A 25,741-nucleotide genomic window follows, 5' to 3' on the forward strand; every position below is an offset into this window, starting at 1 on the left:
TGCTCAGGACGAGCTGCGCGTCATGTCCACGGCCGAATTATCGATCATCGACGAGGTCGAGTCCGCGCTTCGGACTGGCTCCGCGGAAAAGGGCCTGGCGACCGCCCGCCGTGTCACCGACCTGTTCCTGTCCTCCGCCGGCAGTTTCGATGACGAGCAGATCGCACTGTTTGACGATGTGCTGGATCGCCTGATCGGCACCATCGAGCTCCGGGCCATCGCCGACATGGGCGCGCGCGTAGCGCTCGCCGAGATCAGCGCGCAGCTCGCGCCGATCGCGCAGGCGCCGCCATCGGTCATTCGCCGCCTCGCTAACAATGACGAAATCCGCATCGCCGGTCCCGTGCTGCAGGAATCCGCGCGCCTCGATGACGGCGCGCTGGTGCAGATCGCATCCAGCAAGGGCGAGCCGCATCTGCTCGCGGTCGCCGGGCGCTGGTGGCTGAAGGAGATCGTCACCGATGCATTGCTGGCGCGGCGCTATCCCAGCGTCAGCCGGCGGCTCGCCGCCAATCCCGGCGCGCGCGTGTCCGGAAACGGATTTGCCGTCATCGTCGGACAGGCCGAGGCCGATCCCGAACTCGCGGTCAGCGTCGGCGTCCGCGTCGATCTGCCGTCAGACCTGCGCCGTCAATTGCTGCGCTCGGCGAGCGATGCCGTGCGGACCCGGCTGTTGTCACGCGCGCCGCCGCATCTGTTCGAGGAGATCCAGACCGCGATCGCCGCCGTCACCGTCGGTGTCGAGCGCGAGATGTCGGGGGTCCGCGATTTCGAAGGTGCCAAGCGCGCTGTCGCAGGCCTGAAGGCGACCGGCCAGCTCAGCGAAGCGACGCTGCTCGGCTTCGCAACGCAGCGGCGTTATGAAGAAGCGGTGGCCGCATTGGCGGCATTGTCGGGATCGACCGTCGAAGTGATTCGCCCGCTGATGCAAAGCCTGCGCGAGGACGGCCTGCTGGTGCCGTGCAAGGCGGCGCAGCTCAGCTGGGAAACCACCGCGGCCGTGCTTCAGAGCCGCTTTGCGAGCGGCGCGATGAAGCCGGCCGATATCGCAAGGGCTCAAAGCAACTACGCGCGCATGACCCCGGAGAATGCGCGGCGGACGCTGCGGTTCTGGCAGGTGCGGGCGTTATAGTTTTTCCCTCTCCCCTTGTGGGAGAGGGTGGCTCGCCGCGCAGCGGCGAGACGGGTGAGGGGTCTCTCTCCGCGAGTCCACATTGAGTTGAGTACGCGGAAGCAACCCCTCATCCGGCGCTTCGCGCCACCTTCTCCCACATGGGGAGAAGGGAAGGAACCGTCACACCGTCAGCCGCGCGCCATCACTGCCCGCGATCCGCAGCGGCACGACGCTGCCGATACGCTCGCCCGCAATCGCCACCGGCAGATAATGCTGCGTGCGTCCCTGGCCGTCGCTCTCGATCAGCACCTCACGCGTGGCGCCGATCTCGGTTTGCAGCCGCTGCAGAAGCGCAGCGTCACCGGCCGCGCGTAGCCGCTTCGCACGCTCCTTGATTGCACCGCCCGCCACCTGCGGCATCCGCGCGGCCGGCGTGCCGGGACGCGGCGAATAGGGGAAGACGTGGAGGAAGATCAGGCCGCATTCGTCAACCAGATCGAGCGAGCGCGAGAACATCTCCTCGGTCTCGGTCGGAAAGCCGGCAATGATGTCGGCACCCAGCGCGATATCCGGGCGCAGGCGACGGACCTGGTCGCAGAACGCGATGGCGTCGCCGCGCGTATGCCGCCGCTTCATCCGCTTCAAGATCATGTCGTCACCGGACTGCAGCGACAGGTGCAGATGCGGCATCAGCCGCGAATCCTCGGCGATGGCATCCAACAGATCGCTGTCTGCCTCGATCGAATCGATCGAGGAGATGCGCAGGCGCCTTAGCTCCGGCACATGCCGCAAAATCTGCTTCGTCAGCATGCCGAGTTTCGGCGCGCCCGGCAGGTCGGCGCCGTAGCTGGTGAGATCGACGCCGGTCAGCACGATCTCGGCATGGCCGCGCTCGACCAATGCCCGGACCTGATCGACCACCCCGCCCATCGGCACCGAGCGCGAATTGCCGCGCCCGAACGGAATGATGCAGAAGGTGCAGCGATGGTCGCAGCCGTTCTGCACCTGCACGAACACGCGCGGCAGGCCGCTCGCAAAGCCGTCGACGAGATGCGGCGCCATCTCCTTCACCGCCATGATGTCGCTGACGGCGATTTTTTCGCCCGCACCGAGATCGAACGCCGCACGCGCCTCGCGCCATGCGGACGAGCGCATCTTGTCGTCATTGCCGACGACGCGATCGACCTCGGCCATCTCGGCGAACATGCCGCTTTGCGTCTGCGCCGCGCAACCGGTGACGACGATGCGCGCTCCGGGCCGCTCGCGCTTCAATTTGCGGATCGACTGGCGCGCCTGCGCCACCGCCTCATTGGTGACGGCGCAGCTGTTGATGACGATGGTGTCGGAGAGCCCCGCGCCTTCCGCCTCGCGGCGGATCACCTCGGCCTCGAAGGCATTGAGGCGGCAGCCGAAGGTGACGATATCGACGGTCATCAGCCGACCGGCGCGAACAGCGCCGGATCGAAACGGCCTTCATATTCGAAGGTCGCCGTGCCCGTCATCAGCACGTGATCGTCGCGCTCGCGCCATTCGATCCCGAGCTTGCCGCCGGGCAGCGTGATCTCGACATTGCGCTCGGCGCGCTTCAGCCGCGCCGCCGCGACCGCCGTGGCACATGCGGCCGAGCCGCAGGCCCTGGTCAGGCCGGCGCCGCGCTCCCAGGTGCGGATCGTGATGTGCTGGGGATCGACGATGTGGGCGAGCGTGATGTTGGCGCGCTCGGGGAAGATCGGATGGTTTTCCAGCAGCGGACCGAAACGCTCGAGGTCGTAGGCGTTGACGTCATCGACCCAGAAGATCGCATGCGGATTGCCCATGCTGACCACCGAGGGCGAATGCAGGATCGGGTTGTCGATCGGGCCGATCTGCAATTCGATGTAGCGGGTATCGCGGAATTCCTGGTCGAGCGGAATGTCCTGCCAGCCGAATTTTGGCGCGCCCATGTCCACCGTATAAAGCTCCGGCGCCGGACCCTGCCAGGCATTGAGCAGGCCCGCGGCCGTCTCGAACGTCGCATTGGTCTGGCCGGTCTTCTCGAAGATGCGCCGCACCACGCAGCGCATGCCGTTGCCGCAGGCGCCGGCCTCGGAGCCGTCACTGTTGTAGATGCTGATGAAAGCTTCGGTGCCCTCGAAGCGCGGCTTCTGCAGCACCATGAGCTGGTCGTAGGTCACGCCGCCTCGCGCCGATGCCACCGCGCGGGCATCGTCCGCGGTGACCTTCGAGGTGGAATCGCGCATGTCGACAACGACGATCTCGTTGCCGATGCCGTTCATCTTGGCAAATGCGTGGTTGGCCAGCGCGCTCATGAAAATTCCCGAATTTCGCCCGCCTTATATGGCGATCCTTGGCCCTCTTGGCCAGTGATTTGCCGCCGAGAGCCAGGACGCTGCCATGACGCATCTGTCATGGGACGAATTCGGCGCTCGCGTGTTAGAACGGCGCAATTCGCGCAAACCGGGACGTGCGGCCGGGTTAAGGCCTCGGGGACGTAAGGCCTTGGCGGATAAGCTATTGGGGAGAATAAAAATGTTCAGGTTTCGTCGTCTCGCTTTGGCCGCGCTGATTCCGGCAGCGGCCTTGTCGTTTGGTCTGTCGGCCACGCTGGCCCAAACGCCGAGCCCGGCGCCGGCCGCATCAGCGAGCCCCTCGCCGGCCCCGTCAGCTTCGCCTGCCCCGGCCGCGAGCGCTGCACCCGTTGCCACGCCCTCGCCGGCGGCCAGCGCCTCGCCAAGCCCTTCAATGTCGCCTGCAACGTCCCCGGCAACCTCGCCCTCGCCCGCCGCCAGTGCCTCACCCAGCCCGGCCACTCCGCCCCCGGCTGCCGCCGCGACGCCGGCTCCCGTGCAGACGGCCGATCCCTTTGGACAGGAGACCACGCTCGAGCCCAAGAAGGTCGTGATGGTCAAGGGCACTGCCAATTGGGACTCTGCCTTCGACACACTGATCGACGCCTTCAAGGCACTGAACACGCTGCTGGACAAGCAGGGCATCAAGCACGCCGGCAATTCGATGATCGTCTACACCTCGACCGACGACACCGGCTTCACCTTCTTAGCCGAAATCCCGGTCGAGCAGGACCCGAAGAACCTGCCCAAGGACATGAGCGTCGGCAAATCGCCGGAGGGCAAGGCGCTGAAATTCGTCCATCGCGGCTCCTACGACAACATGGACAACACCTACGAGGCGATCACCAACCACCTCGACGACAAGAAGCTGGAAGCCAAGGACACCTTCATCGAGGAATACCTCACCGATCCCCTGAAGACGGCCGAGGACAAGCTCGTGATCAATGTATTCGTGCCGCTGAAGTGAGACCGATGAAAAAGCCTGCCATCCTTTTGACCTCCCTTGTCACGTCCTTTGCCGCCGCGCTGCTCGCAGCGCCTGCGCTCGCCGACGATTTTCCGTCAGCGATTTCGGTGAGCGGCGAAGCCACGATCTCCGCCGCGCCTGATCTGGCGCAGATCGATGCCGGCGTCGGCAACGACGCCAAGTCGGCGAAGGAAGCCTCCGACGCCAACAACGCCGCGATGGGCAAGGTGCTGCTGGCGCTGAAGGGCGCAGGCATTGACGAGAAGGATTACCAGACCTCGCGGCTGTCGCTGCAGCCGCAATACGGCCAGAATAAATCCACCGGTGCCTCGCCCGTGGTCGGCTTCCGCGCCTCCAACCGCGTCACCGTGAAGATCCGCGACGTGACCAAGGTCGCCGCCATCATCGACACGCTGGTCGGCGCCGGCGCCAACGATATCGGCAACATCTCCTTCGAGGTGACGCAGGCCTCGAAACTGCTCGACGATGCCCGCGAGAAGGCCGTCGCAGACGCCCGCCGCAAAGCTGAGATCTACGCCAAGACTACCGGAGTCACGCTCGGCGCGCCGCTCAGCGTGTCCGAAGGCGGCGCCCCGATGCCGCTGTTCAAGGGGCGCATGGCCGCAGCGCCGATGGCCGCAGGCGGCGCGGCCGTTGCGCCCGGCGAGGAAACGCTGGCGGTGACGGTGAATGTGAGCTGGGCGATCAAGCAGGGGCAGTGAGGGCGTAAGAGGCACAGTGCCTGCTACAACAACGGTGTCGTCCCGGCGCAGGCCGGGACCCATACTCCTCAGAAGAAGTTATGGCGCGAGATGGCATTGACCCATCTTCGCCAAATCGCATTCGGTGGTTATGGGTCCCGGCCTTCGCCGGGACGACAGCGGAGTTAGCAGCGACGACGAACCTAAACCTCCACCACCTGCCCCGGCTTCATCGCCACGAACCGCTCCTGCGGAACCTTGGCGGCATCGAGTGCCTCGACCAAGGCCTTCGCCGGCGCATCGATTGCTTCGTCGGTCAGCTGAAACGTGCCGTGGTGATGCCCGAGTGCTTCCTGCGCGCCGCAATCCGCCAGCGCCTTCACCGCATCCTCCGGATTCATGTGCTGGTCGCGCATGAACCAGCGCGGCTCGTAGGCGCCGATCGGGAGGATCGCCAGGCGCAACGGGCCGTGCTTCTCGGCGACGCGGCGGAAATGCCCGCCATCGCCATAGCCGGAATCGCAGACGACATAGATTTTCCCCGCCGGCGTCTCCAGCACGAAACTCGCCCACAGCGCCTTGTTGCGATCGAACATGCCGCGCGCCGACCAGTGCCGGGTCGGCACCAGCGTCACGGCGATACCGCCGCCGAGCTCGACGCGATCGTGCCAGTCGAACGCTTCCACCTTGATCGTCGCATCGGTGCTGCGCATCGTGACGTCATTGCCGAGCGGGGTCACCACACGCGGGGCAAAATTCTTGGCGAGCCGCGACAGCGTCGCCATGTCGAGATGATCGTAATGGCCGTGCGAGACCAGCACGACATCGATCTTCGGCAGCTTGTCGAACGCAATGCCGGGATCGTTGTGCCGCTTCGGCCCGGCGAAGCTGACGGGCGAGACCCGCGTCGACCAGACGGGATCGACGAGAATATTGAGGCCGCCGGTCTGGATCAGCCAGCTGGCGTGGCCGACGAAAGAGAGCCGCACCTTGTCGCCGTCGACGCGGTCCGGCGGGGCGTCGGCATGGGGGCTCGGCGCCCAATCCGGCCAGCTCGCGCGCTGCCGCTTGCCGCCGAATTGCCAGCGCAGGACCTCACGAAGCGATTTCGGCGGCACGCCGTCCGGATCGAAGAAGTTCAGGCCGTCGAAATGGTCGGAGACCGGGCCGTCATAGGTTTTCATGCGGGACATCCAAAGGGAGGGCACGCCGACCAATGCGCCGGCACCGGCGAGCAGTCCGAAAAGGCGGCGGCGGGTGATCGGCACGGATCTGGCTTCAGGGATGGTCGGAGGGGCAGGACATCACCGCTATATGGGCGGGGTCTGCGGAAAAGGAACCCGCCGCCGGAAAGTTCATCTTTTCAAGGCCTTGCCTTCCAAAGCGGCCCCGGCCACCCTAACTTTCCTTGACTTTCGGGCGGCAGCGGCGTTTAACCCGCCCACTTTCTCGGAAAGGCTTTCTTTTCGACCCGCCCACTGACCCCAGAGGCCAGAGGCCAACGCCCGACAGCGCGATGCGCCCTCGGGCGTAAAGGTGTTTGGAAGATCGCTTGCCCAAGTGAGTGGTCATCCCCCGCGCCTTCGCGGGGCATGACAGCGGTGAGTAACGGAGTGCTCCTCCCATCGGGAGGACAGCAACAGGACAACGGCATTGTTCGACAATCTGTCGGAACGGCTTGGCGGCATTCTCGATCGTCTGACGGGGCGCGGTGCGCTGACCGAAAAGGACGTCGACGCCGCCATGCGCGAGGTGCGCCGCGCGCTGCTGGAAGCCGACGTCGCGTTAGAGGTGGTGCGCAGCTTCACCGAGCGGGTCCGCGAGCAGGCGATCGGCGCCACCGTCGTCAAGTCGGTGACGCCAGGCCAGATGGTGGTCAAGATCGTCCATGACGAGCTGATCAACACGCTCGGCGCCGAAAGCCAGACCATCGACATCAATTCCGTGCCGCCGGTGCCGATCATGATGGTCGGCCTGCAAGGCTCCGGCAAGACCACCACCACCGCAAAGCTCGCCCGTCGCATGGTCCAGCGCGACAAGCGCAAGGTGCTGATGGCCTCGCTCGACATCTACCGTCCCGCGGCGATGGAGCAGCTGGCCGTCCTGGGCCGCGATCTCGACATTCCGACGCTGCCGATCGTCGCCGGGCAGCTGCCGGCGCAGATCGCGAAGCGCGCGCTGGAGGCCGGCAAGCTCGGCGGCTACGACGTCGTGCTGCTCGACACCGCCGGCCGCACCACGCTCGACGAAGAGATGATGGCGGAAGCGGCGGCGATCAAAGCCGCCGCAAATCCGCATGAAGTGCTGCTGGTGGCGGACAGCCTCACCGGCCAGGACGCCGTCAACCTCGCCCGCGCCTTCGACGAGCGCGTCGGCCTCACCGGCATCGTGCTGACGCGTGTCGACGGCGACGGCCGCGGCGGCGCCGCGCTGTCGATGCGCGCGGTGACGGGCAAGCCGATCAAGCTGCTCGGCACAGGTGAAAAGACCGACGCGCTGGAGGATTTCCATCCCGACCGTATCGCCGGCCGCATCCTCGGCATGGGCGACGTCGTCTCGCTGGTCGAACGCGCCGCCGCCAACATCGACGCGGAAAAGGCCGCGCGCACCGCCGAGCGGATGCGCAAGGGTCAGTTCGACCTCAACGACATGCGCGAGCAGCTGTCGCAGATGGCCAATATGGGCGGCATCAGCGGGCTGATGGGCATGATGCCCGGCATCGCCAAGATGAAGAACCAGATCGCGGCCGCCGGCATCGACGACAAGATCTTGAAGCGCCAGGTCGCGGTGATCGATTCCATGACGCGCGACGAGCGCCGTCATCCCGATCTGCTCAAGGCCAGCCGCAAGAAGCGCATCGCCGCAGGTTCCGGCCAGAGCGTCGAGCAGGTCAACAAGCTGCTGAAGATGCACCGGAACATGGCCGACATGATGAAGGCCATGGGCTCGGGCAAGCGCGGCCCGCTCGCGGGCATCGCGCAGGCGATGGGCTTTGGCGGCGGCATGAAGCCGCCTTCGCCGGAAGAGATGAAGGCGCTGCAGGAAAAGATGCAGGGTGGTGGCGGACAAGGTCTGCCCAGCCTGCCGAAGGATTTGCCGCCCGGACTGCGCCAGGGTCTGCCGAACGTTCCGGGCCTGACCGGACTGAGCGGCAAGCCGATGCTGCCGGGTCTCGGCGGTTTCCCGGGCAAGAAGAAATGAGGAATTCGTCGCGGGAGATCGCAACGGTCTCGCGCAACGCGGAATACCAATCAACCGAACAAAACGTACTTTGAAGGAGAACTTAGATGTCCGTCGTTATCCGTCTCGCCCGTGCAGGCACCAAGAAGCGCCCCGTCTATCACGTCGTCGTCGCCGATTCGCGCTTCCCTCGCGATGGCCGCTTCATCGAGCGTCTCGGCTATTTCAATCCGCTGCTGCCGAAGGACAACGAGACCCGGCTGAAGCTCGACATGGACAAGGTGAAGGCCTGGCTCGCCAAGGGCGCGCAGCCGTCGGACCGTGTGTCGCGCTTCCTCGACGCCGCCGGCGTCAAGAAGCGCGAAGCGCGCAGCAATCCGGAAAAGGCCGTGCCGCGCAAGGAGCGCAAGGCGCAGGCCGAAGCCGCCGCGAAGGGTTAAGGCGAGATCATGCCGGCGCTGGTCTGCGTCGCGCGGATCGGCGCCGCGCATGGGGTGCGCGGCGCGGTCAAACTGTGGACCTTCACGGAAGATCCATTTGCCGTGCGAAGCTACGGTCTGCTCTCGTCCAAGGACGGCAAGCGCCAGTTCGAGGTTGCAACGGCGCGCGCGGCCAAGGATCATCTGGTTGCGACGTTCAAGGGCGTCACGACCCGCGATGAGGCCGAGCGCCTCAACGGCATCGAGCTCTACGTCGCGCGCGAAAAGCTGCCCGCGACGGACGAGGGTGAATATTACCACACCGATCTGATCGGGCTCGCCGCCGTCACCACGGCGGGCGATGCGCTCGGCCGCGTGCTCGCGATCCACAATTTCGGCGCCGGCGACATCATCGAAATCGCGCCGCCCACAGGCACTACAATACTGCTGCCGTTTACGGACGCAGTGGTGCCTGAGGTCGACATCGCCGGCGGCCGCGTCGTGATCGCGCTGCCGCAGGAAATCGCGGGTGACGACGGCGATGACGAAGAGGAGGATTCCTCCCCGAGTCGTCCCGGCCTAGTGCGCAACTTGCGCACGGGGGGCCGGGACCCATAACCACAGGCCAGAATTTTGGCTAAGCTGATCGCTCCAGCCGTCGCAAAACGAAGCGCGGTGGCTATGGGTCCCGGATCTGCGCTCCGCTTGTCCGGGACGACAATAATTGAGATCCGATGACCACCTCCTCACCCTGGCGCGCGACGGTGCTGACGCTGTTTCCGGAGATGTTTCCGGGGCCGCTCGGCGTGAGCTTGGCCGGCCGGGCGCTGACTAGCGGGCTCTGGAAGCTGGAGGCGCGGGACATCCGGGCCTCGGCCACCGACCGCCACCGCAGCGTCGACGACACCCCGGCCGGCGGCGGGCCGGGCATGGTGCTTCGGGCCGATGTTTTGGCGGCCGCGATCGATGCCGCCGCGATCGGCCCGGACCGGCCGAAACTGCTGATGAGCCCGAGGGGTCGGCCATTGACCCAGGCCCGCGTCCTGGAGCTCGCCACGGGCCCGGGTCCCCTGATCGTCTGCGGGCGGTTTGAGGGGGTGGACCAGCGCGTGATCGACGGGCGGGGCCTGGAAGAGGTCTCGATCGGGGATTACGTGCTCTCGGGTGGTGAAATCGCGGCCCTGGCCCTGATCGACGCCTGTGTTCGGCTGCTGCCGGGCGTGATGGGCAAGGAAGCCTCGGGAACGGAGGAAAGCTTCTCGGACGGCCTGCTCGAATACCCCCAATACACCCGCCCGCAGCTGTTCGAGGGAACCCCTATCCCGGAAATCCTGACCTCTGGCGACCATGCCAAGGTCGCCAGCTGGCGGCGGGCGGAATCCGAGGCCCTGACGGCGGCCCGGCGACCGGATTTGTGGGCCCAAATCCCGAGCAAAGTCCCGAATCGGGCCGGACGCCAAAAAACGCCAAAAAACAAGACAGACGGGTGACAAACGCTCCGGCTTGCCTTATAGCAGCGGCCACATCCGCAATGGCTGGATAAACGAATTTCGCGCAGCCCCCGTTTTCCAAGGCTGGGCGCGCCGATGGAGATTTACCCATGAACCTGATCCAACAGCTCGAAAAAGAGCAATTCGACAAGCTCTCCGCCAACAAGGAGATTCCGGAGTTCGGCCCCGGCGACACCGTGATCGTCAACGTGAAGGTCGTCGAAGGCGACCGCACCCGCGTGCAGGCCTATGAAGGCGTTTGCATCGGCCGTTCCGGCGGCGGTCTCAACGAGAGCTTCACGGTGCGCAAGATTTCGTACGGCGAAGGCGTGGAGCGCGTGTTCCCGGTGATGTCGCCGATGATCGACTCGATCAAGGTGGTGCGCCGCGGCAAGGTGCGTCGCGCCAAGCTCTATTACCTCCGCAACCTTCGCGGCAAGTCGGCCCGCATCGTCGAGAAGAAGCAGGACCGCCCGGCTGCTGCCGTCAACGAGTAAGCTCCGCTTACAGACGAGTTACCGAGAGCGCGGGGCCAAACCCCGCGCTTTTTTGTTGCGTCAGCCGTGCGCGTCAAAGCCCTCGCGATTCCGGTTCGGCCTGCTATATATTCTTGGAATGTTTCCAGATTTGACCAGCCTCTCGCCCGTCAAGCGCGTCGTCATCGACGATCGCTCGCGGCTGCCCGGCCGGTTCTTCGGACGCTTCGCGACCTCGGCAACGTCAGAGCTTACGCGCGCAGCCTAAAAGCTGCGCTGACGATTTCGTTGCCCGCGCGCCAGCCGCGCAACCCGCTCTACACACATTCCTGGAGCTGACGCTCATGTCCAAGCCGACCACATTGTACGACAAGATCTGGAACGACCATCTGGTGCACGAAGCCGAGGACGGCACCTGCCTGCTCTATATCGATCGCCATCTGGTGCACGAGGTCACTTCACCGCAGGCGTTCGAAGGCCTGCGCGCCACCGGCCGCAAGGTCCACGCGCCGGAGAAGACGCTGGCCGTCGTCGATCACAACGTGCCGACCACCGACCGCAGCAAGCCGAACCCCGACCCTGAAAGCATCGAGCAGATCAAGGCATTGGCCGACAACGCCAAGGAATTCGGCATCGAATATTACGACGAGTTCGACAAGCGTCAGGGCGTCGTCCACGTCATCGGCCCCGAGCAGGGCTTCACGCTGCCCGGCACCACCATCGTCTGCGGTGACAGCCACACCTCGACGCATGGTGCGTTCGGCGCGCTCGCGCACGGCATCGGCACGTCGGAAGTCGAGCATGTGCTGGCGACGCAGACGCTGATCCAGAAGAAGGCGAAGAACATGCGCGTCACCGTCGACGGCAAATTGCCTGACGGCGTGACGGGCAAGGACATCATCCTCGCGATCATCGGCGAGATCGGCACCGCGGGCGGCACCGGCTACGTGCTCGAATACGCCGGCGACGCGATCCGCGCGCTCAGCATGGAAGGCCGCATGACGGTCTGCAACATGTCGATCGAAGGCGGCGCGCGCGCCGGCCTGGTCGCGCCGGACCAGAAGGCGTTCGACTTCTTGCGCGGCCGCCCGAAGGCACCGAAGGGCGCCGACTGGGATGCGGCGATGCGTTACTGGGAGAAGTTGCGCTCGGACGAGGGCGCGCATTTCGACCACGAGCTGCGGCTCGATGCGGCGAAGCTGCCGCCGATCGTGACCTGGGGCACGAGTCCTGAAGACGTGATCTCGGTCACCGGCAGCGTGCCCGATCCCGACAAGATCGCGGACGAGGCCAAGCGTCTCTCCAAGCACCGCGCGCTGAAATATATGGGCCTGACCGCGGGGACGAAGATCACCGACATCAAGCTCGACCGCATCTTCATCGGCTCCTGCACCAACGGCCGGATCGAGGATCTGCGCGCCGCCGCCAAGATCGCGGAAGGCAAGCAAGTCGCAGGCGGCGTCAACGCCATGGTCGTGCCGGGCTCCGGCCTCGTGAAGGAGCAGGCCGAGGCTGAAGGTCTGGACAAGATCTTCATCAAGGCCGGCTTCGAATGGCGCGAGCCCGGTTGCTCGATGTGCCTCGCGATGAATCCCGACAAGCTGGCTCCGGAAGAGCGCTGCGCCTCGACCTCGAATCGCAATTTCGAGGGCCGCCAGGGTTTCAAGGGCCGCACCCATCTGGTGTCGCCGGCGATGGCCGCAGCCGCGGCGATCGCGGGTCACTTCGTCGACATCAGGGAGTGGCGGTAAGCCGCTCCCTGCAATTTGAGCGATTGCGGCAAACCGCCGTTAATCGGCAGCGCCGACACTGCGTCCTCGCGAAGGTATCGCGAGGACACGAGCTCATGGCCAGCAAGCCTGAATATGTCGATCTGATCAGCGCGGCGACGCCCCAGCACCGGCGGCGCGCCGCGCCGCTGCGGATGATCGCCAAGCCCGAGGTCGAGGAGGCCTCGAAGCTCAGCCGCTGGCCGCCGGCGATGTTCAAGCAATGGAAGCTGGAGAACCTCACGCGCTGGACGTCGGCGACGTGGAAGTTGAAGGATTGGATTTAACCGACGTTCTCCGTCATGGCCGGGCTCGTCCCGGCCATCCACGTTCTAGACTTGCACAGAAGGATCGTGGATGCCCGGGACAAGCCCGGGCATGACGACACAACTCACATCACCAATAGCGGTACGGATGGTGCCAGCGATGCCAGCGGCAGACGCGGCGCGGGCCGTAATAGGTCCAGATGACCCGGCAGCGGCGCGGATGGCTGTAATAGGGATAGTAGCCGCCGTAGTAGCGCCGATGGAAATGGCGATGGCCGTAATAGGCAGGGCGATAGCCGCCGTAGCGGTGATAGCCGCCGTAATGATGAATTCCGCCGTAGCGATAGCCGCCGCCATGAAAGGCGGGCGCGGCGCGGAAACCACCAGCGTGGAAACCACCGCCGCGGAAGCCACCGATATGTCCTCCGCCACCGTGGAAGCCGCCTCCACCGTGGAAACCGCCGCCGCCATGGAAGCCGCCGCCATGACCGCCACCACCATGCCCACCGCCGCCACCACCGTGGCGAACCGGGATCACGTCGTCACTTGCGGCCTTCGCCGCAGGCAACGCCGTCGGATTGATCGGGGTCATCGCCTCAGCACGACGCGTGGTTCCGGCCGACAGCATCAGCGTCGCGGCGGTCGCAATTCCGAGCAAGCGCATCGGGCTTGCCCTGAGACCCAATATCCTCAGCATCGACTTCTCCCTGAATCTGGACAGCGGAGTTGCGACGCTCGCTCCCGGCTCGCGTCATCCGTGTTCATTAGCAGTCGCTCCCAAGATTAAATTAGGGACAGCGACGTGAATGCCTCATGAATGAACGACGTGCACTGCGCCGCGCCGCGACGTCGTCACCACGGCCTGAAGCCGAGCACGAAGGGTGCGGGCACGCCGTAGGGATAAGGACGGTAGTAGACCGGCCGCGCGTAGTAATGCGGATCAGGACGCGGGGCGTATCGCACGACATCGGACCGCACATGTCGGCGCCCGTCGAACACCGCGCGCCCGGCCGACGCATCGGGCAGCTTCGTCACCCTGTGCGCAGCGGACGCGTGAGGCAGGCCTGCGACAAGCCCGACAGCAACCGCCAATGCGAACCATCTCGTCATGACGACCTCCGCCTCAGGCGCGCGACGGCATCGCGCTCGTATCAGCCCCGGCGCCAGTAGCAGCTCATATGCGGCACGATCACCGTGCCGCTGGGGCGATATTCCTGCACATAGGTGGCGTTGCACTCGCGCACCGCATCGGGACCGGGATTGTAACGGGGATAGACGCCATCCGGACTGTAATAGGGCGTGACGCGCAGGCGCGCCGGGGCCCGCTTGCGCGGCGGCGGGAGATCGTCTCGCGAGGCCGCCTGGGCCAGCCTGATCCCGGGAGCCGCGGTCTGGGCCTCCGCGCCAACGCAAAACTGCGAAAACAACCCCATGCACAGTAGCGTCAGCGCTGTTTTCGCTCGCATTTTTCCGCCCATCTGAACGTCCATTTCGAGGCCCTAGGCTCCCCGTTTTGACGGCGCCCGTCAACCTCGCCGCGCTTATAAAGCCGGATGCATCGCCGCGAAACCCACGCTATGAGAAGCCCATGTGGACGGAATTGAAAGCGCCCTCGCTGGCCGAGATGGAAGCGATGGCGCACGACGTGTTCGAACGCCTGCCGGCGGAGTTTCGTAGGCTGTGCGAGGGCGTGATCATCCGCGTCGACGACTTCCCCACCGAGGAAGTCCTGGACGAGATGGCATGCGAGAGCGAGTTCGACCTGCTCGGCCTGTTCCAGGGCGTCGGCCTGCCGCAGCAGAGTTTTGGCGACGTGGCGCGGCTGCCCAACATGGTCTGGCTCTACCGCCGGCCGATCCTGGACTATTGGGCCGAGCACGACGAAAGCCTCGGTCATATCGTCCGCCACGTCCTGATCCACGAGATCGGCCATCATTTCGGCCTGTCGGACGACGATATGGCCGCGATCGAGGCTCAAGAGCCCGGTTAGGCAGACGAGATCTGCCGAATTCGGCCTAGGATTTCCGCCCCGATCGCGATAAATACCGGTTCCCTAGACCATCCCGGGAAAGCGCAACCATGGACAAGTTCACCACGCTGGAAGGCGTCGCGGCGCCGCTGAAGATCATCAATGTCGACACCGACATGATCATTCCGAAGCAGTACCTCAAGACCATCAAGCGCACCGGCCTTGGCAAGGGACTCTTCTCCGAGCAGCGCTACAAGGACGACGGCAGCGAGAATCCGGATTTCGTCCTCAACCAGCCCGCCTATCGCAATGCGAAGGTGCTGGTCGCCGGCGACAATTTCGGCTGCGGCTCGAGCCGCGAGCACGCGCCCTGGGCGCTGCTCGACTTCGGCATCCGCTGCGTGATCTCGACCTCGTTCGGCGACATCTTCTACAACAACTGCTTCAAGAACGGCATTCTGCCGATCCGCGTGGCCCAGGAAGACCTCGACAAGCTGTTCGACGACGCCGAGCGCGGCGCCAACGCGACGCTGACGATCGACCTGCCGAACCAGGAGATCCGCGGTCCTGACGGCGGCAAGGTCAAGTTCGAGATCGACCCGTTCCGCAAGCACTGCCTGATCAACGGCCTCGACGACATCGGCCTGACGATGGAGAAGAAGGCGTCGATCGATACCTATGAGGACAAGCTCAAGCGCGAACGCGCCTGGGCCTGATCTCAAGTTTTTGTTTGCGCCCCGGTGCTGACAGCGCCGGGGCTTTTTCTTTGCCAGCGTTGTCCTCTATAGCTTGCGCCCATGCTGCCTGACATCGTCACCTTCTGGCACGGCCCGATGGACGCCCTGCGCCAGACCTGTCTGCGCTCGCAGCTGGCTGCCGGCCACAAGGTCACGGTCTACAGTTTTGACACCATTCCCGGCCTGCCCACCGGCGTCGGCAATGCGGATGCCGAGGCGATCCTGCCGCATGCGTTCTCGGAACGATTGCGGCCGCCGCAGCCGGATGGAAGCTGGCGCGACTGGACCACGCTTCAGTTCAGCGACTTCTTTCGCATGAAGCTTATGGCAAAAGGCCTCGGCCTCTGGCTCGACGCCGACGTGCTGTTGCTCAGGCCCGTCGAAATCGATCCGGCAAAGCCCTATTTCGCGTGGGAGCGGCCGCGCCAGCTCGGCAACTCCGTGATTTACCTTCCGCCCGGGCACGGCATCGTTGCCGCCTTCGAAGAGCTGATGGAGCAGGAGGAGCTGACGCCGAACTGGCTGTCGCTGCGCCATCGCGTCACCTTTGCGATGCGCCGCCTGCGCGGCGGCTCGAACCGCCTCTCCGACATCCGCGTTGCGATCTTCGGGCCGGCGGCACTCACCGCGCTCGCGCGCCGCACCGGCGAGCTGCACTGCGCATTGCCGAAGCAGTCGTTCTACGCCGTGCATGCCGAGCCAAAATTGTTCTTCGATCCCTCGAGCTATCTCGGCCTCGTCACCGACCGCGAGATCATCGGCCTGCACATCTCGCCCAAGGGCCGCGGCGGCGAGAAACCGATCCCGGGCAGCCTGTATGCGTGGGCGGCGGAGCGGTTCGCATAGCTGCCGCGCAAGAGTTGCGCTCCCTCTCCCGCTTGCGGGAGAGGTGCAGCGGAGCCTGGGGCTCCCTCATCGCTATTTGATCCAGCGCAACGCGCACCTGCACCATTGTGCCTAATCTCGCTCCAATTCCGCCGTTCGAATGGAGCTTCGCATGAGCACCGCAACCAGGCCTTATCCCATTGTCCAGGACCTCATCGAGTCCTTCGCAAGCTGGCTGAAGCATCGCCGCGAGCTGAACGAGATCCGGCAGCTCGATCGCGCCGATTTCGACCGCATTGCGCAAGATCTGCGGATCGCGCCTGACGATCTCGAAGAGCTGGTCCGCCACGGCAAGCATTCTGCCGACGAATTGCCGAAGATGCTGGAGCAGCTCGGCATCAGCGCCGAAGGGCTCGGCCGCGCGCATCCGCTGCTGCTGCGCGATATGGAGCGGGTGTGCGCACTTTGCAGCCACAAGGGCCAGTGCGATCGCGAGCTGGCCGACGGCACCGCCGCGGACAACTATCGCGGCTTCTGCGCCAATGCGTCAACGCTGGAGTCGCTCGATCGTGCCGAGGTGACGCGCGCTTAAACGATCCAGTCTGGCGCGTGAGGCAGCTCATCGCTCTGCGCCATATCGTGATTGATCCAGATTTCGGCATTCTCGGAGCGAAGCAGCTCGACCACCTTGGCCATGGACGCGACCGTTGCCTGCGGATCGGCGTTGAAGGACGGCACGCGCATGTGCCGGAGGTTCTCGCGATTGTGCGCGACGTCCCCGCTCAGCAGCACGGCGCCGCGCCGCGGTAGCCTCACCATGAGCGAGCAATGCCCGAGGGTATGGCCCGGCGTGAAGATCATGCGCACCGCGCCGTCGCCAAATACGTCGTGGTCACCATCGACGATCTGGTACGGCCGCTCCTTCAACGATTTGTAGTGCTGCAGCGAATAGCCGAATTCTTCAGGCTCCGGTCCGAACATGGCCTCGAATTCAGCCCGCTGGGCGATCCATCTTGCATTCTCGAACAGATCGACATTTCCGATATGATCGAAATGCGCGTGGGAAAGCAGGATCGTGCCGATGTCGCGGGGCCGCACCCCGATTTCGTCCAGTTGGTCCGCGATGGGACGACGCACGATGCCGCGTATGCCATGGGCAATGATGCGTCCTTCCGGATGCTTCGATAGCTCATCCTCGATTCCCGTATCCCAGATCAGCCATTCGCCGCGATGACTGACGAGGTAGGCATTGCAGCTCAACGTCATGGGTATCCCGACATTGATGCCCGGAGAATAGATCGAACCGTCCGAGACCTGCGCAATGCCGCCGTCGAGGATGTAGAGTCTGTCAACCGTCGCCATTGGGGAAGTCATCAAGCCGCCGATTCCATCCGCCGCTTCGCCTCGCGCATGTCGCGCCCAGGTGGCATGCCGAACAACCGGGAATATTCTCGCGTGAACTGCGTGATGCTTTCGTAGCCGACCTGATGAGCCGCGGTCGCGATCTGCACACCGTCGGCCAGCATCGCGCGGCGGGCTTCGATCAGGCGAAGCTGTTTCTGAAACTGTAGCGGGGTCAGCGAAGTGACGCTCCGGAAGTGCGCGTGAAATGCCGACGGGCTCATCGCCGCGGTCTTGGCCAACCGATCGACGCGCAACGGCTTGGCATAGCCGGCACGAATGAGCGCAACCGCGCGGCCGATCCGCTGTGCATGGCTATCGGCAATTCCGAGCGCCCTGATGGCCCCGCCGTGGCGGCCGGCCAGCAGCCAATAATGCAGCTCTCGCATCAACTGGCCGCGCAAGATCGGCAAGGCCGAGGGACGGTCGATCAGGCGCAACAGCCGGAGCGCTACGTCCGCGAGCTCCTGCTCCGTCGGCTCGACTCGCAGCGGGCGGGACGGAATGAACGGGAGCGAACCCATCTCGACCACCAGTCCCTCGATGGTTGTGGGGTCGAGCTCGACGACGAGCGAAAGATAGGGCATGGCCGCCGTCGCGCGCGTGATCTGGTTGACCGTCGGCACATCACTCGCAATCAACAAGGAAGCGCCTGCGCCGAAGTCGAAGGACGTCCGGCCGGTCGCCACACGTTTGGCGCCTTGCAAGACGAGTGCGACCAGAGGCCTGGAGATCGCGTACAGGAGCGCACTCGGCGCGGTCTCGCGGATGATCGAGACTCCGGCGAAGGGCGTGGAGGCGACGCCCCTGTCGTCGGCGTGAGCCGCGGAATAACGACTGGCGATCTGGAGAAGCGTTTCGGTCACGCGCCAATTTTAGGCCGAGCCCGGCGCACAGGCAATCGGCGCCGGCCGTTCAGGCAGAAAATCAGGAGTTTTGGGCAAGTCCGCCGTGGCCGCATCCCGGAGTGTTGGGCAAGACACTCCGAGGATCCGGCAACACCGGGCGATCGATCGCGGGCAAACGGACATCACCGCAACGCTTCGAGGAATTTCCGATGCCCACCATTTCTCTCGTCACCGGCGCCAGCCGCGGCCTTGGCCGCAACACCGCCATCGCCATCGCACGTCACGGCGGCGACGTGATCGTGACCTATCGCAACGGGGCCGCCGCAGCACGCGAAGTCGTCGCCGAGATTGAATCGCTGGGGCGCAAGGCCGTCGCGCTGGAGCTTGATGTCACCGCCGTGTCGAGCTTTCCCGCGTTCTTCACAAAAGTTCGATCCGCGTTGGCGGAGCATTGGCGCGCCGAGAGATTCGATCACCTCGTCAACAATGCCGGTCAGGGCGAGATGGCCGCGATCGCAGAGACGACGGAGCAACAATTCGATGCCCTGTTCGCCACGCACGTCAAAGGACCATTCTTCCTGACGCAGGCCTTGCTATCCTTGCTCGCCGACAAGGGCCGGATCATCAACTTCTCCAGCGGGCTGACGCGCGTGTCGTTTCCGGGATTTTCCGCCTACGCGGCTGCGAAGGGCGCCATCGAGGTTCTGACCGTCTACATGGCCAAGGAATTTGGCGGACGCGGCATCACGGCCAACGTCGTCGCGCCGGGCGCGATCGAAACCGATTTTCTCGGCGGCGCGGTTCGGGACATGCCGGATTTGAACAGCCAATTTGCGCAGATGACCGCACTGGGCCGCGTCGGTTTGCCCGACGATATCGGACCGATGGTCGCGAGCCTGCTCGGTCCCGACAATCGTTGGGTCACGGCGCAGCGGATCGAGGTGTCCGGCGGCCAGAAGATCTGAGCGAGGCGCGATTGGGCTAAGAAGCGGGCGCGTCCCCGGCGCCGCTGCCGCCCGCAGCATCGCCTTTTGATTCCCGCACGGCTACTGCGCCAATGCGTCGACATTGGACTCGCTCGATCGTGCCGACCATACCGGCCTTGCAAATCCCGTAGCAGACCGTCAACGCGGTCTGCGCGAAGATCATGCACCAGCGGCCATCGCGGCGGCTTCCGCTGCCGCGCGCTGCATGCTGGTCGACATCTCATTCGTCACCGTGCTTTGCTCTTCGATTGTCGCGGCCGTCGACGTCACATATTCGCTGACGTTGTTGATAGCCGTTTTGATCGAAGCCAAGGCGGTGACGACGTCGCCGGAGATGCCGTTGAGGCTGCCGATCTCGGCACCGATCTTGTCGGTCGCCTGCTTGGCCTGGTTAGCGAGGCTCTTGACCTCCGAGGCGACCACGGCGAAGCCGCGACCGGCTTCACCGGCGCGGGCGGATTCGATGGTGGCGTTAAGTGCCAGGAGGTTGATCTGCCCGGTGATGTTGTTGATGAGCTCGACGATCCCGCTCATCGCCAGCGCCGCTTCAGTGAGGCGCTGGGCCTGGGCGTCGGCGGCGGCGACCTGATCGACCGCACTGCTGGCAGTCTGGCGGGACTTGGTCATCGCCTCGGAGATCTCCCGCACTGAGGCATTCAATTCCTCCGAACCCGCGGCGACCGATTCCATCATGCCGCGGACCCGCTCGTTGCCCATGCGGAGCAGCACCTGCTTCGTGACATCGGTCGCATATTTCACGACCTTGAACGGCTTGCCGTTGAGATCCATGATCGGGTTGTAGGAAGCCTGGATGTAGACCTCTTTGCCGCCCTTGCCGATGCGCTTGTATTCGGCCGCCTGGTACTGACCGCGGTTGAGCGCCGCCCAGAACTCGCGATAGCCATTGCTATCGCGCTCCGACGGCTCGACAAACATGCCGTGATGCTTGCCCTTGATCTCGGCCAACGAGTACCCGAGCGCGCTCAGGAAGTTGGCATTCGCGGTGATGATCGAGCCGTCCATGTTAAACTCGATCACCGCCTGCGCCTTCTCGATCGCCGCGATCTGACCGGCGAGATCCGCGGTCTTCAGCTTCTCGGCAGTGACGTCGGTGGCGAACTTGACGACGCCGAACGGCTTGCCATTCTCGTCGAGCAATGGATTGTAGTAGGCGAGGATCCAGACCTCGCGGCCGCCCTTGCCGATGCGCTTGAACTCGCCAGCCTGGTATTCGCCGCGGTTGAGCTTGGCCCAGAACTCGCGATAGGCCGCGCCGTCGCGCTCGCTCTGGGGCACGAACAGGCTGTGATGCTTTCCCTGGATCTCTGCGAGCGAATAGCCAAGCGCGTTGCAGAAATTCTCGTTCGCGGTGACAATGGTGCCATCGAGCGTGAACTCGATCACGGCCTGCGCACGGCTGATGCCGGCGATCTTGGAAGCGTCCGCCATGCTGCGGATCTTCTTCCCGGTGATGTCGGTCGCAATCTTGGCGACCCTCACCGTCTTGCCGTTGCCGTCGAGCACCGGATTGTACGACGCTTCGATCCAGACCTCGCGGCCGCCCTTCGCGATGCGCTTGACCTCGCGCGCCTGATACTCGCCATGGTTCAATGCGGCCCAGAACGCCTTGTACTCGGCGCTATCACGCTGGTCGGCGGGAACGAACATGGAATGATGTTTGCCCTGGATTTCATCGAGCCGATAGCCGAGGGCGTCGAGAAAATTCTTGTTAGCCGTGATGATCGTCCCATCAAGATTGAATTCGATCATGGCTTGCGACCGGCCGATTGCCTCAATCTGAGCTTGTGCATCGACACGGGATTTACGACCGAACATTTCATCGCTCCGAAATTGATGGCCCGTTTGCAGCGCGTGGGCTTGCAAGCGATCGCAGAATTCATGATCTCGCTCGGAATCTCACGAGGACCGACCGTTCGTCGGCTCTGCGACCCAGCACATGAACGAGCTATACGAATCGAATTATCAGAGTATTTGTCCGATCGAAGACACAATGGCCGGATTCCGCCAACGCGATTAGCCGGACAGAAACTTCCCGACCTTTGCTGACTCGCCGAACAGCCATCGGCTTTGAATTGCGAAGAAAGGCCTAAAGATCGTTATCGATAGTCGGCAATGCGGCCGGCAACGATCGATCACGAGTCCGTGGTCCCGAGGATCAGGTATGCGCATGGGGATCGGACAATTGGTCGCAGCCGACATGAGCGCGTTCATGCCTCCTCGAGTGATCCAGTCACGTCCGACAGCCGTTTCATTCAGTCTCGCATTGGCAGCGCCGGGGAGGCGATACGCTAGTCTCTGCGGGGAGGAATTCTGATTTGGGCGGCGTCTCTTATCTCGACCGGTATCCTTTGCTTCAGTCGCGCGACAGCGAGTTCGCGCGCGACCGCCTGTTCGCCGAATATGGCGCCGACCGCTTCGACAAGCACGGCGGCGAGTTCGGTATCCATGCCAATTTTGCTCGCTTGCAATCGATCGGCCTCGCGTTCTGCGGCTACGACGGTGCGGCGTCGCTCTCCTTTCCAGAATCGCAGATTCTCCGCCAGTTCTTCTCCATCCAGGGGGCTGCGAGCTTCAGGAACAATGGGAGCAGCGAGCTGATTGAGGCCTTCAGTCCGATCATCTCCGGAGACGCCAGGCTGGATCTCGAGTTTGCGCCGGGCTATCGCCAATTGGTGCTGAGGATCGATGCCGGCGCACTCGAGCGGTTGCTCAAGACAATCCTGGGCGATGATAGCGACACGGAGCTGCGTTTCGCCCCGGGCGAAGCTGATCCGTCGGTTATGACTCATGTTCGTCAGGACGTCTTTAGATTCGCGGAGGAGTTGGACAGGTTCGGCCAGGATTACTCCCCCATAGCCATCGGCGAACTTGAACGGGCGCTGATGGTTCGAATCCTTCTGGCGCACCGGCACAATTTCACTGACCGGTTTCAGGGCCCGGCACCGGGCGCCAACCGATCCGTCATCGACATCGTCGAATCCTACATCGAGGCTCATTGGGACGAACCAATCGATCTGGAGAAGATTGCCGCAATCGCCAACGTCAGCGTGCGGACGATTTATCGGGAATTCTCCCTAGCGGGGCGGGGATCACCGGGTCAGTTCGCGCGGCGCTTCCGGCTGCAGCGGGCGACGGAGCTCTTACGCCATCCCGATGAGCAGACCAGCGTGGTTGCCGTCGCGTTCAAATGCGGCTTTCAAAATCTCGGCCGCTTTGCATCGGAATATCGGCGAGCGGTCGGTGAGCTGCCATCCGAAACCCTAAAGAATGCGAGACGAAGGCAGTGACGCGACGACGCAGTTCCTGAATTCGCAGCAAAGCGCTGTCGCAAGCGGCGAGCCCTCAACCCTTCGCCATCGCCGCAATCGCATCCGCGATCTCGATCGTGCGCCGTGCCATGTCGGCGTGCAGCCGCTCCACCATGGCGCCGTCGAGACGGATCGCGCCGCGCGAGACGTTCTCCGGCAGTTCGAACGCGGCGATGATCTTTCGCGCGCGCGCGACGTCCTCTTCGGGCGGGGTGAAGATCGCGTTGCAGGCTTCGATCTGCGAGGGGTGAATCAGCGTCTTGCCGTCGAAACCGAGATCGCGGCCTTGCGCGCATTCGGTGGCGAAACCGTCGGAATTGGCGATGTCGCTGTAGGGACCATCGAGAATTTCGAGGCCATGGGCGCGCGTCGCCAGGATGCAATGGGTGATCATCGGAATCATCGCGGCGCGGCCCGGCAGCATCTTGATGCGCGTCTCGCGCGAGATGTCGTTCGGGCCGAACACGAAGCCTGACAGGCGCCGCGCTGGATCGCGCCCGGCGGCAGCGAGTTCCTCTGCATGCAGCACCGCGCGCGCGGTCTCGATCATGGCCCAGACTTTCACGGTGGGCGCCGCGCCGAGCTCGGCGAGACGGCGGCCGATCGTGTCGAGGTCCTCGACGCTTGAAACCTTTGGAACCAGGATGCCGTCCGGCGAGGCCTTCGCCGCCATCGCGACATCGTCGGCCCACCAGGGCGTGTCGAGGCCGTTGGTCCGGATCAGGATCTCGCGCTTGCCGAACCCCTTGGCCGCGACCGCGGCAGCGATGCCGTCGCGTGCCACCGCCTTGGCATCGGGCGCGACGGAATCTTCCAGATCGAGGATCAGCCCGTCGGCGCCGAGATTACGCGCCTTTTCCAGCGCGCGGGGGTTGGAGCCGGGCATGAACAAATGGCTGCGGCGCGGGCGGGTCATGCAAGCGTTCCTTCCGGTTTCCTCATCTCACTTCCGACCGAAGCCGATAGCATCTGGCCTGCCTATTCGAAAGGCTTGTTCGTCCCAGCGGTATATGATTAGGCATAGGCCATGACCACATTCCCAGAGCATTTGCTGGAAGGCTACAAGGCCTTCGCCACCCAGCGGCTGCCGACCGAGCAGACCCGCTACCGCGAGCTGTCGGTGAAGGGACAGTTCCCTGAAGTGATGGTGATCGGCTGCTGCGACAGCCGCGTCTCGCCCGAAGTGATCTTCGACGTCGGGCCGGGCGAACTCTTCGTGGTCCGCAACATCGCCAATCTGGTGCCGGTGTATCAACCCGACGGCAACGCGCATGGCGTCTCGGCGGCGCTGGAGTATGCCGTGACAGTGCTGAAGGTGAAGCACATCGTGGTGCTCGGGCACGCCCAGTGCGGCGGCATCCGCGCCTTCGTCGACAAGATCGAGCCGCTCACGCCGGGCGACTTCATCGGCAAATGGATGCAGATGTTCATCAAGCCGGGCGAGGTGGTCGAGCAGCGCGACCACGAGACCATGGCGCAATTCGTCGAGCGCATCGAGAAGGCCGCGGTGTTCCGCAGCCTGGAAAACCTGATGACGTTTCCGTTCGTGCAGAAGGCGGTCGACGCCGGCCAGATGCAGACCCACGGCGCCTATTTCGGCGTCGCGGAGGGATCGCTGTTCGTGCTGGACAAGGCGGCGAAGGAATTCAGGAACGCGCGCGAGGCGACGTAAGTCTCGTAGGGTGGGCAAAGCGAAGCGTGCCCACCAATTGTATCGTAATCGCGGAATGATGGTGGGCACGGCGCGATGCGCCTTTGCCCACCCTACGAGACCGATGACAGCTCCTACGCCGCCTTCTTCTTCGCGCTGATCAGCTTGCGGTTGATCAGGACTTCCGCGATCTGGATCGCGTTGAGCGCGGCGCCCTTGCGCAGATTGTCCGACACGCACCACAGCACGAGACCATTCTCTACCGTCGCGTCCTCGCGGATGCGGCTGATATAGGTGGCGTCCTCGCCGGCGGCTTCATACGGCGTGGCGTAGCCGCCGGGCTCATGCTTGTCGATGACGAGACAGCCCGGCGCCTTGCGCAGGATGTCGCGCGCTTCGTCCACGCTGATCGGGTTCTCGAACTCGATGTTGACGGCCTCGGAATGGCCGACGAAGACAGGCACGCGCACGCAGGTCGCGGAGAGCTTGATCTTGGGATCAAGAATCTTCTTGGTCTCCGCCATCATCTTCCACTCTTCCTTGGTGTAGCCGTCCTCCATGAAGACGTCGATCTGGGGGATGACGTTGAAGGCGATGCGCGCGGGAAACTTGTTATTGACCAGCTCCTGGTTGGTGTAGACGGCCTTGGTCTGCGAGAACAGTTCGTCCATCGCGTCCTTGCCGGCGCCCGACACCGATTGATAGGTCGAGACCACGACGCGCTTGATCGTCGCCTTGTCGTGCAGCGGCTTGAGCGCGACCACGAGCTGCGCGGTCGAGCAGTTCGGATTGGCGATGATGTTCTTCTTCTTGAAGCCCGCGGTCGCGTCCGCATTCACTTCCGGCACGATCAACGGCACGTCCGGATCCATGCGCCAGGCCGAGGAATTGTCGATCACGACCGTGCCGGCGGCGCCGATCTTCGGCGACCATTCCTTCGACACCTCGCCGCCTGCCGACATCAGGCAGATGTCGACGTCGGAGAAGTCGTAATGCTCGAGCGCTTTGACCTTCAGCGTGCGGTCGCCGTAGGAGACCTCGACGCCCATGCTGCGGCGTGAGGCCAGGGCGACCACCTCGTCCGCGGGGAATTTGCGCTCATCGAGGATGTTGAGCATTTCCCGTCCGACATTGCCGGTCGCGCCGACGACTGCGACTTTGTAACCCATCGTTCACTCTCCGACGAAAAAGCTCTTTCCTGAAGCTGAGGCTTAAACAGGAAGAGCAGCGCTTCTATGCGAGAACCGGCCTCAAGACAACGTTGG

29 protein-coding genes are annotated in these 25,741 nt (G+C 64.2%); 18 read left to right on the forward strand and 11 right to left on the reverse strand.

Annotated features, from left to right (window positions below; all coding sequences use genetic code 11):
- The first annotated feature begins 22 nt into the window (after positions 1–22).
- The gene (locus AC0L3J_RS26615; RefSeq protein ID WP_473348847.1) at positions 23–1,132 is read left to right on the forward strand and encodes a DUF2336 domain-containing protein; all 1,110 of its coding nucleotides are present in this window, start codon (positions 23–25) and stop codon (positions 1,130–1,132) included.
- Between the two features lie 162 nt (positions 1,133–1,294).
- On the opposite strand, the gene mtaB is transcribed toward AC0L3J_RS26615, so the two are convergent.
- Complete coding sequence (gene mtaB / locus AC0L3J_RS26620) at positions 1,295–2,548, reverse strand: tRNA (N(6)-L-threonylcarbamoyladenosine(37)-C(2))-methylthiotransferase MtaB (protein ID WP_473348848.1); 1,254 nt, start codon at positions 2,546–2,548, stop codon at positions 1,295–1,297.
- A complete protein-coding gene (gene dapF, locus AC0L3J_RS26625) occupies positions 2,548–3,423 on the reverse strand; it encodes a diaminopimelate epimerase (protein ID WP_473348849.1) in 876 nt (291 codons plus the stop codon). Before dapF ends, mtaB begins: the two co-directional genes overlap by 1 nt.
- 220 nt (positions 3,424–3,643) lie before the next feature.
- Between dapF and AC0L3J_RS26630 the strand changes: the two genes are divergently transcribed.
- Positions 3,644–4,429 (forward strand): GyrI-like domain-containing protein, encoded by a 786-nt coding sequence (locus AC0L3J_RS26630; RefSeq protein WP_473348850.1) that lies wholly within the window; start codon positions 3,644–3,646, stop codon positions 4,427–4,429.
- Positions 4,430–4,434: 5 nt separating this feature from the next.
- Positions 4,435–5,151, forward strand: coding sequence for an SIMPL domain-containing protein (locus AC0L3J_RS26635; protein WP_473348851.1), 717 nt, complete (start codon positions 4,435–4,437; stop codon positions 5,149–5,151).
- Positions 5,152–5,333: 182 nt separating this feature from the next.
- Here the strand turns inward: AC0L3J_RS26635 and AC0L3J_RS26640 are convergent, their stop codons facing one another.
- Positions 5,334–6,398, reverse strand: coding sequence for an MBL fold metallo-hydrolase (locus tag AC0L3J_RS26640; RefSeq protein WP_473348852.1), 1,065 nt, complete (start codon positions 6,396–6,398; stop codon positions 5,334–5,336).
- Positions 6,399–6,783: 385 nt separating this feature from the next.
- On the opposite strand from AC0L3J_RS26640, the gene ffh reads away from it, so the two are divergent.
- The 7 genes from ffh (at position 6,784) to AC0L3J_RS26675 (ending at position 12,751) form a co-directional block, all read left to right on the forward strand.
- A complete protein-coding gene (gene ffh, locus AC0L3J_RS26645; protein ID WP_007598828.1) occupies positions 6,784–8,331 on the forward strand; it encodes a signal recognition particle protein in 1,548 nt (515 codons plus the stop codon).
- Positions 8,332–8,417: 86 nt separating this feature from the next.
- Positions 8,418–8,750 (forward strand): 30S ribosomal protein S16, encoded by a 333-nt coding sequence (gene rpsP / locus AC0L3J_RS26650; RefSeq protein ID WP_143842481.1) that lies wholly within the window; start codon positions 8,418–8,420, stop codon positions 8,748–8,750.
- Between the two features lie 9 nt (positions 8,751–8,759).
- Positions 8,760–9,347, forward strand: coding sequence for a ribosome maturation factor RimM (gene rimM, locus AC0L3J_RS26655; protein WP_473348854.1), 588 nt, complete (start codon positions 8,760–8,762; stop codon positions 9,345–9,347).
- A 116-nt stretch (positions 9,348–9,463) separates the two neighbouring features.
- Positions 9,464–10,219 carry a tRNA (guanosine(37)-N1)-methyltransferase TrmD gene (gene trmD / locus AC0L3J_RS26660; RefSeq protein ID WP_473348855.1) on the forward strand — a complete coding sequence of 252 codons (756 nt, stop codon included), beginning with the start codon at positions 9,464–9,466 and terminating at the stop codon, positions 10,217–10,219.
- A 110-nt stretch (positions 10,220–10,329) separates the two neighbouring features.
- On the forward strand, positions 10,330–10,716 hold the full coding sequence (gene rplS, locus AC0L3J_RS26665; RefSeq protein WP_007598824.1) for a 50S ribosomal protein L19: 387 nt from the start codon (positions 10,330–10,332) through the stop codon (positions 10,714–10,716).
- Positions 10,717–11,039: 323 nt separating this feature from the next.
- On the forward strand, positions 11,040–12,446 hold the full coding sequence (gene leuC, locus AC0L3J_RS26670) for a 3-isopropylmalate dehydratase large subunit (RefSeq protein ID WP_473348856.1): 1,407 nt from the start codon (positions 11,040–11,042) through the stop codon (positions 12,444–12,446).
- Between the two features lie 95 nt (positions 12,447–12,541).
- The gene (locus tag AC0L3J_RS26675) at positions 12,542–12,751 is read left to right on the forward strand and encodes a hypothetical protein (protein WP_456766809.1); all 210 of its coding nucleotides are present in this window, start codon (positions 12,542–12,544) and stop codon (positions 12,749–12,751) included.
- A 109-nt stretch (positions 12,752–12,860) separates the two neighbouring features.
- On the opposite strand, the gene AC0L3J_RS26680 is transcribed toward AC0L3J_RS26675, so the two are convergent.
- The 3 genes from AC0L3J_RS26680 to AC0L3J_RS26690 all read right to left on the reverse strand — a co-directional run bounded on the left by AC0L3J_RS26680 (position 12,861) and on the right by AC0L3J_RS26690 (position 14,163).
- Positions 12,861–13,427, reverse strand: coding sequence for a hypothetical protein (locus AC0L3J_RS26680; protein ID WP_473348858.1), 567 nt, complete (start codon positions 13,425–13,427; stop codon positions 12,861–12,863).
- Between the two features lie 155 nt (positions 13,428–13,582).
- Positions 13,583–13,840 (reverse strand): hypothetical protein, encoded by a 258-nt coding sequence (locus AC0L3J_RS26685; RefSeq protein WP_473348859.1) that lies wholly within the window; start codon positions 13,838–13,840, stop codon positions 13,583–13,585.
- Between the two features lie 41 nt (positions 13,841–13,881).
- A complete protein-coding gene (locus tag AC0L3J_RS26690; protein WP_456769762.1) occupies positions 13,882–14,163 on the reverse strand; it encodes a hypothetical protein in 282 nt (93 codons plus the stop codon).
- A gap of 155 nt (positions 14,164–14,318) precedes the next feature.
- Between AC0L3J_RS26690 and AC0L3J_RS26695 the strand changes: the two genes are divergently transcribed.
- The 4 genes from AC0L3J_RS26695 to AC0L3J_RS26710 all read left to right on the forward strand — a co-directional run bounded on the left by AC0L3J_RS26695 (position 14,319) and on the right by AC0L3J_RS26710 (position 16,853).
- Complete coding sequence (locus AC0L3J_RS26695; RefSeq protein ID WP_473348860.1) at positions 14,319–14,720, forward strand: metallopeptidase family protein; 402 nt, start codon at positions 14,319–14,321, stop codon at positions 14,718–14,720.
- 89 nt (positions 14,721–14,809) lie between these two features.
- Positions 14,810–15,415 (forward strand): 3-isopropylmalate dehydratase small subunit, encoded by a 606-nt coding sequence (leuD, locus tag AC0L3J_RS26700; RefSeq protein ID WP_018459795.1) that lies wholly within the window; start codon positions 14,810–14,812, stop codon positions 15,413–15,415.
- Positions 15,416–15,496: 81 nt separating this feature from the next.
- A complete protein-coding gene (locus AC0L3J_RS26705; RefSeq protein ID WP_473348861.1) occupies positions 15,497–16,282 on the forward strand; it encodes a glycosyltransferase family 32 protein in 786 nt (261 codons plus the stop codon).
- 151 nt (positions 16,283–16,433) lie between these two features.
- A complete protein-coding gene (locus AC0L3J_RS26710; RefSeq protein ID WP_473348862.1) occupies positions 16,434–16,853 on the forward strand; it encodes a hypothetical protein in 420 nt (139 codons plus the stop codon).
- Here AC0L3J_RS26710 and AC0L3J_RS26715 read toward each other — a convergent pair.
- Both AC0L3J_RS26715 and AC0L3J_RS26720 read right to left on the reverse strand, forming a co-directional pair.
- Positions 16,850–17,623, reverse strand: coding sequence for an N-acyl homoserine lactonase family protein (locus tag AC0L3J_RS26715; RefSeq protein WP_473348863.1), 774 nt, complete (start codon positions 17,621–17,623; stop codon positions 16,850–16,852). The genes AC0L3J_RS26710 and AC0L3J_RS26715 overlap by 4 nt on opposite strands.
- Before the next feature lie 11 nt (positions 17,624–17,634).
- On the reverse strand, positions 17,635–18,528 hold the full coding sequence (locus AC0L3J_RS26720; protein ID WP_473348864.1) for an AraC family transcriptional regulator: 894 nt from the start codon (positions 18,526–18,528) through the stop codon (positions 17,635–17,637).
- 191 nt (positions 18,529–18,719) lie between these two features.
- On the opposite strand from AC0L3J_RS26720, the gene AC0L3J_RS26725 reads away from it, so the two are divergent.
- Positions 18,720–19,475 carry an SDR family oxidoreductase gene (locus AC0L3J_RS26725; protein WP_473348865.1) on the forward strand — a complete coding sequence of 252 codons (756 nt, stop codon included), beginning with the start codon at positions 18,720–18,722 and terminating at the stop codon, positions 19,473–19,475.
- Between the two features lie 180 nt (positions 19,476–19,655).
- On the opposite strand, the gene AC0L3J_RS26730 is transcribed toward AC0L3J_RS26725, so the two are convergent.
- Positions 19,656–21,284, reverse strand: a complete 1,629-nt coding sequence (locus tag AC0L3J_RS26730; RefSeq protein WP_473348912.1) for a methyl-accepting chemotaxis protein — start codon at positions 21,282–21,284, stop codon at positions 19,656–19,658.
- On the opposite strand from AC0L3J_RS26730, the gene AC0L3J_RS26735 reads away from it, so the two are divergent.
- Positions 21,168–21,563, forward strand: a complete 396-nt coding sequence (locus AC0L3J_RS26735) for a hypothetical protein (RefSeq protein ID WP_456769892.1) — start codon at positions 21,168–21,170, stop codon at positions 21,561–21,563. The genes AC0L3J_RS26730 and AC0L3J_RS26735 overlap by 117 nt on opposite strands.
- A gap of 269 nt (positions 21,564–21,832) precedes the next feature.
- On the forward strand, positions 21,833–22,804 hold the full coding sequence (locus tag AC0L3J_RS26740; protein ID WP_473348866.1) for a helix-turn-helix transcriptional regulator: 972 nt from the start codon (positions 21,833–21,835) through the stop codon (positions 22,802–22,804).
- Positions 22,805–22,859: 55 nt separating this feature from the next.
- Here AC0L3J_RS26740 and AC0L3J_RS26745 read toward each other — a convergent pair whose 3' ends face one another.
- Positions 22,860–23,741: an HpcH/HpaI aldolase/citrate lyase family protein gene (locus AC0L3J_RS26745; protein WP_473348867.1), complete on the reverse strand. Its 882-nt coding sequence runs from the start codon at positions 23,739–23,741 to the stop codon at positions 22,860–22,862.
- Between the two features lie 111 nt (positions 23,742–23,852).
- Between AC0L3J_RS26745 and AC0L3J_RS26750 the strand changes: the two genes are divergently transcribed.
- Entirely contained in the window at positions 23,853–24,497 is a 645-nt protein-coding gene (locus AC0L3J_RS26750; protein ID WP_473348868.1) for a carbonic anhydrase, read from the forward strand.
- Between the two features lie 113 nt (positions 24,498–24,610).
- On the opposite strand, the gene AC0L3J_RS26755 is transcribed toward AC0L3J_RS26750, so the two are convergent.
- Positions 24,611–25,645 (reverse strand): aspartate-semialdehyde dehydrogenase, encoded by a 1,035-nt coding sequence (locus tag AC0L3J_RS26755; protein ID WP_275174609.1) that lies wholly within the window; start codon positions 25,643–25,645, stop codon positions 24,611–24,613.
- Between the last annotated feature and the right edge of the window lie 96 nt (positions 25,646–25,741).

Source organism: Bradyrhizobium sp. Kon37 (genome assembly GCF_055807535.1).

What these genes read in the sequence shown, in the direction of transcription:
- AC0L3J_RS26755 (WP_275174609.1), bottom strand. Translation starts at nt 25,645, where the DNA reads ATGGGTTACAAAGTCGCAGTCGTCGGCGCGACCGGCAATGTCGGACGG.
- rpsP (WP_143842481.1), top strand. Translation starts at nt 8,418, where the DNA reads ATGTCCGTCGTTATCCGTCTCGCCCGTGCAGGCACCAAGAAGCGCCCC.
- AC0L3J_RS26710 (WP_473348862.1), top strand. Translation starts at nt 16,434, where the DNA reads ATGAGCACCGCAACCAGGCCTTATCCCATTGTCCAGGACCTCATCGAG.
- AC0L3J_RS26715 (WP_473348863.1), bottom strand. Translation starts at nt 17,623, where the DNA reads ATGGCGACGGTTGACAGACTCTACATCCTCGACGGCGGCATTGCGCAG.
- AC0L3J_RS26680 (WP_473348858.1), bottom strand. Translation starts at nt 13,427, where the DNA reads ATGCTGAGGATATTGGGTCTCAGGGCAAGCCCGATGCGCTTGCTCGGA.
- AC0L3J_RS26690 (WP_456769762.1), bottom strand. Translation starts at nt 14,163, where the DNA reads ATGGGGTTGTTTTCGCAGTTTTGCGTTGGCGCGGAGGCCCAGACCGCG.
- AC0L3J_RS26675 (WP_456766809.1), top strand. Translation starts at nt 12,542, where the DNA reads ATGGCCAGCAAGCCTGAATATGTCGATCTGATCAGCGCGGCGACGCCC.
- AC0L3J_RS26750 (WP_473348868.1), top strand. Translation starts at nt 23,853, where the DNA reads ATGACCACATTCCCAGAGCATTTGCTGGAAGGCTACAAGGCCTTCGCC.
- trmD (WP_473348855.1), top strand. Translation starts at nt 9,464, where the DNA reads ATGACCACCTCCTCACCCTGGCGCGCGACGGTGCTGACGCTGTTTCCG.
- AC0L3J_RS26695 (WP_473348860.1), top strand. Translation starts at nt 14,319, where the DNA reads ATGTGGACGGAATTGAAAGCGCCCTCGCTGGCCGAGATGGAAGCGATG.
- AC0L3J_RS26735 (WP_456769892.1), top strand. Translation starts at nt 21,168, where the DNA reads ATGATGTTTGCCCTGGATTTCATCGAGCCGATAGCCGAGGGCGTCGAG.
- AC0L3J_RS26635 (WP_473348851.1), top strand. Translation starts at nt 4,435, where the DNA reads ATGAAAAAGCCTGCCATCCTTTTGACCTCCCTTGTCACGTCCTTTGCC.
- dapF (WP_473348849.1), bottom strand. Translation starts at nt 3,423, where the DNA reads ATGAGCGCGCTGGCCAACCACGCATTTGCCAAGATGAACGGCATCGGC.
- mtaB (WP_473348848.1), bottom strand. Translation starts at nt 2,548, where the DNA reads ATGACCGTCGATATCGTCACCTTCGGCTGCCGCCTCAATGCCTTCGAG.
- rimM (WP_473348854.1), top strand. Translation starts at nt 8,760, where the DNA reads ATGCCGGCGCTGGTCTGCGTCGCGCGGATCGGCGCCGCGCATGGGGTG.
- leuC (WP_473348856.1), top strand. Translation starts at nt 11,040, where the DNA reads ATGTCCAAGCCGACCACATTGTACGACAAGATCTGGAACGACCATCTG.
- AC0L3J_RS26705 (WP_473348861.1), top strand. Translation starts at nt 15,497, where the DNA reads ATGCTGCCTGACATCGTCACCTTCTGGCACGGCCCGATGGACGCCCTG.
- AC0L3J_RS26685 (WP_473348859.1), bottom strand. Translation starts at nt 13,840, where the DNA reads ATGACGAGATGGTTCGCATTGGCGGTTGCTGTCGGGCTTGTCGCAGGC.
- AC0L3J_RS26615 (WP_473348847.1), top strand. Translation starts at nt 23, where the DNA reads ATGTCCACGGCCGAATTATCGATCATCGACGAGGTCGAGTCCGCGCTT.
- AC0L3J_RS26745 (WP_473348867.1), bottom strand. Translation starts at nt 23,741, where the DNA reads ATGACCCGCCCGCGCCGCAGCCATTTGTTCATGCCCGGCTCCAACCCC.
- AC0L3J_RS26630 (WP_473348850.1), top strand. Translation starts at nt 3,644, where the DNA reads ATGTTCAGGTTTCGTCGTCTCGCTTTGGCCGCGCTGATTCCGGCAGCG.
- AC0L3J_RS26725 (WP_473348865.1), top strand. Translation starts at nt 18,720, where the DNA reads ATGCCCACCATTTCTCTCGTCACCGGCGCCAGCCGCGGCCTTGGCCGC.
- leuD (WP_018459795.1), top strand. Translation starts at nt 14,810, where the DNA reads ATGGACAAGTTCACCACGCTGGAAGGCGTCGCGGCGCCGCTGAAGATC.
- rplS (WP_007598824.1), top strand. Translation starts at nt 10,330, where the DNA reads ATGAACCTGATCCAACAGCTCGAAAAAGAGCAATTCGACAAGCTCTCC.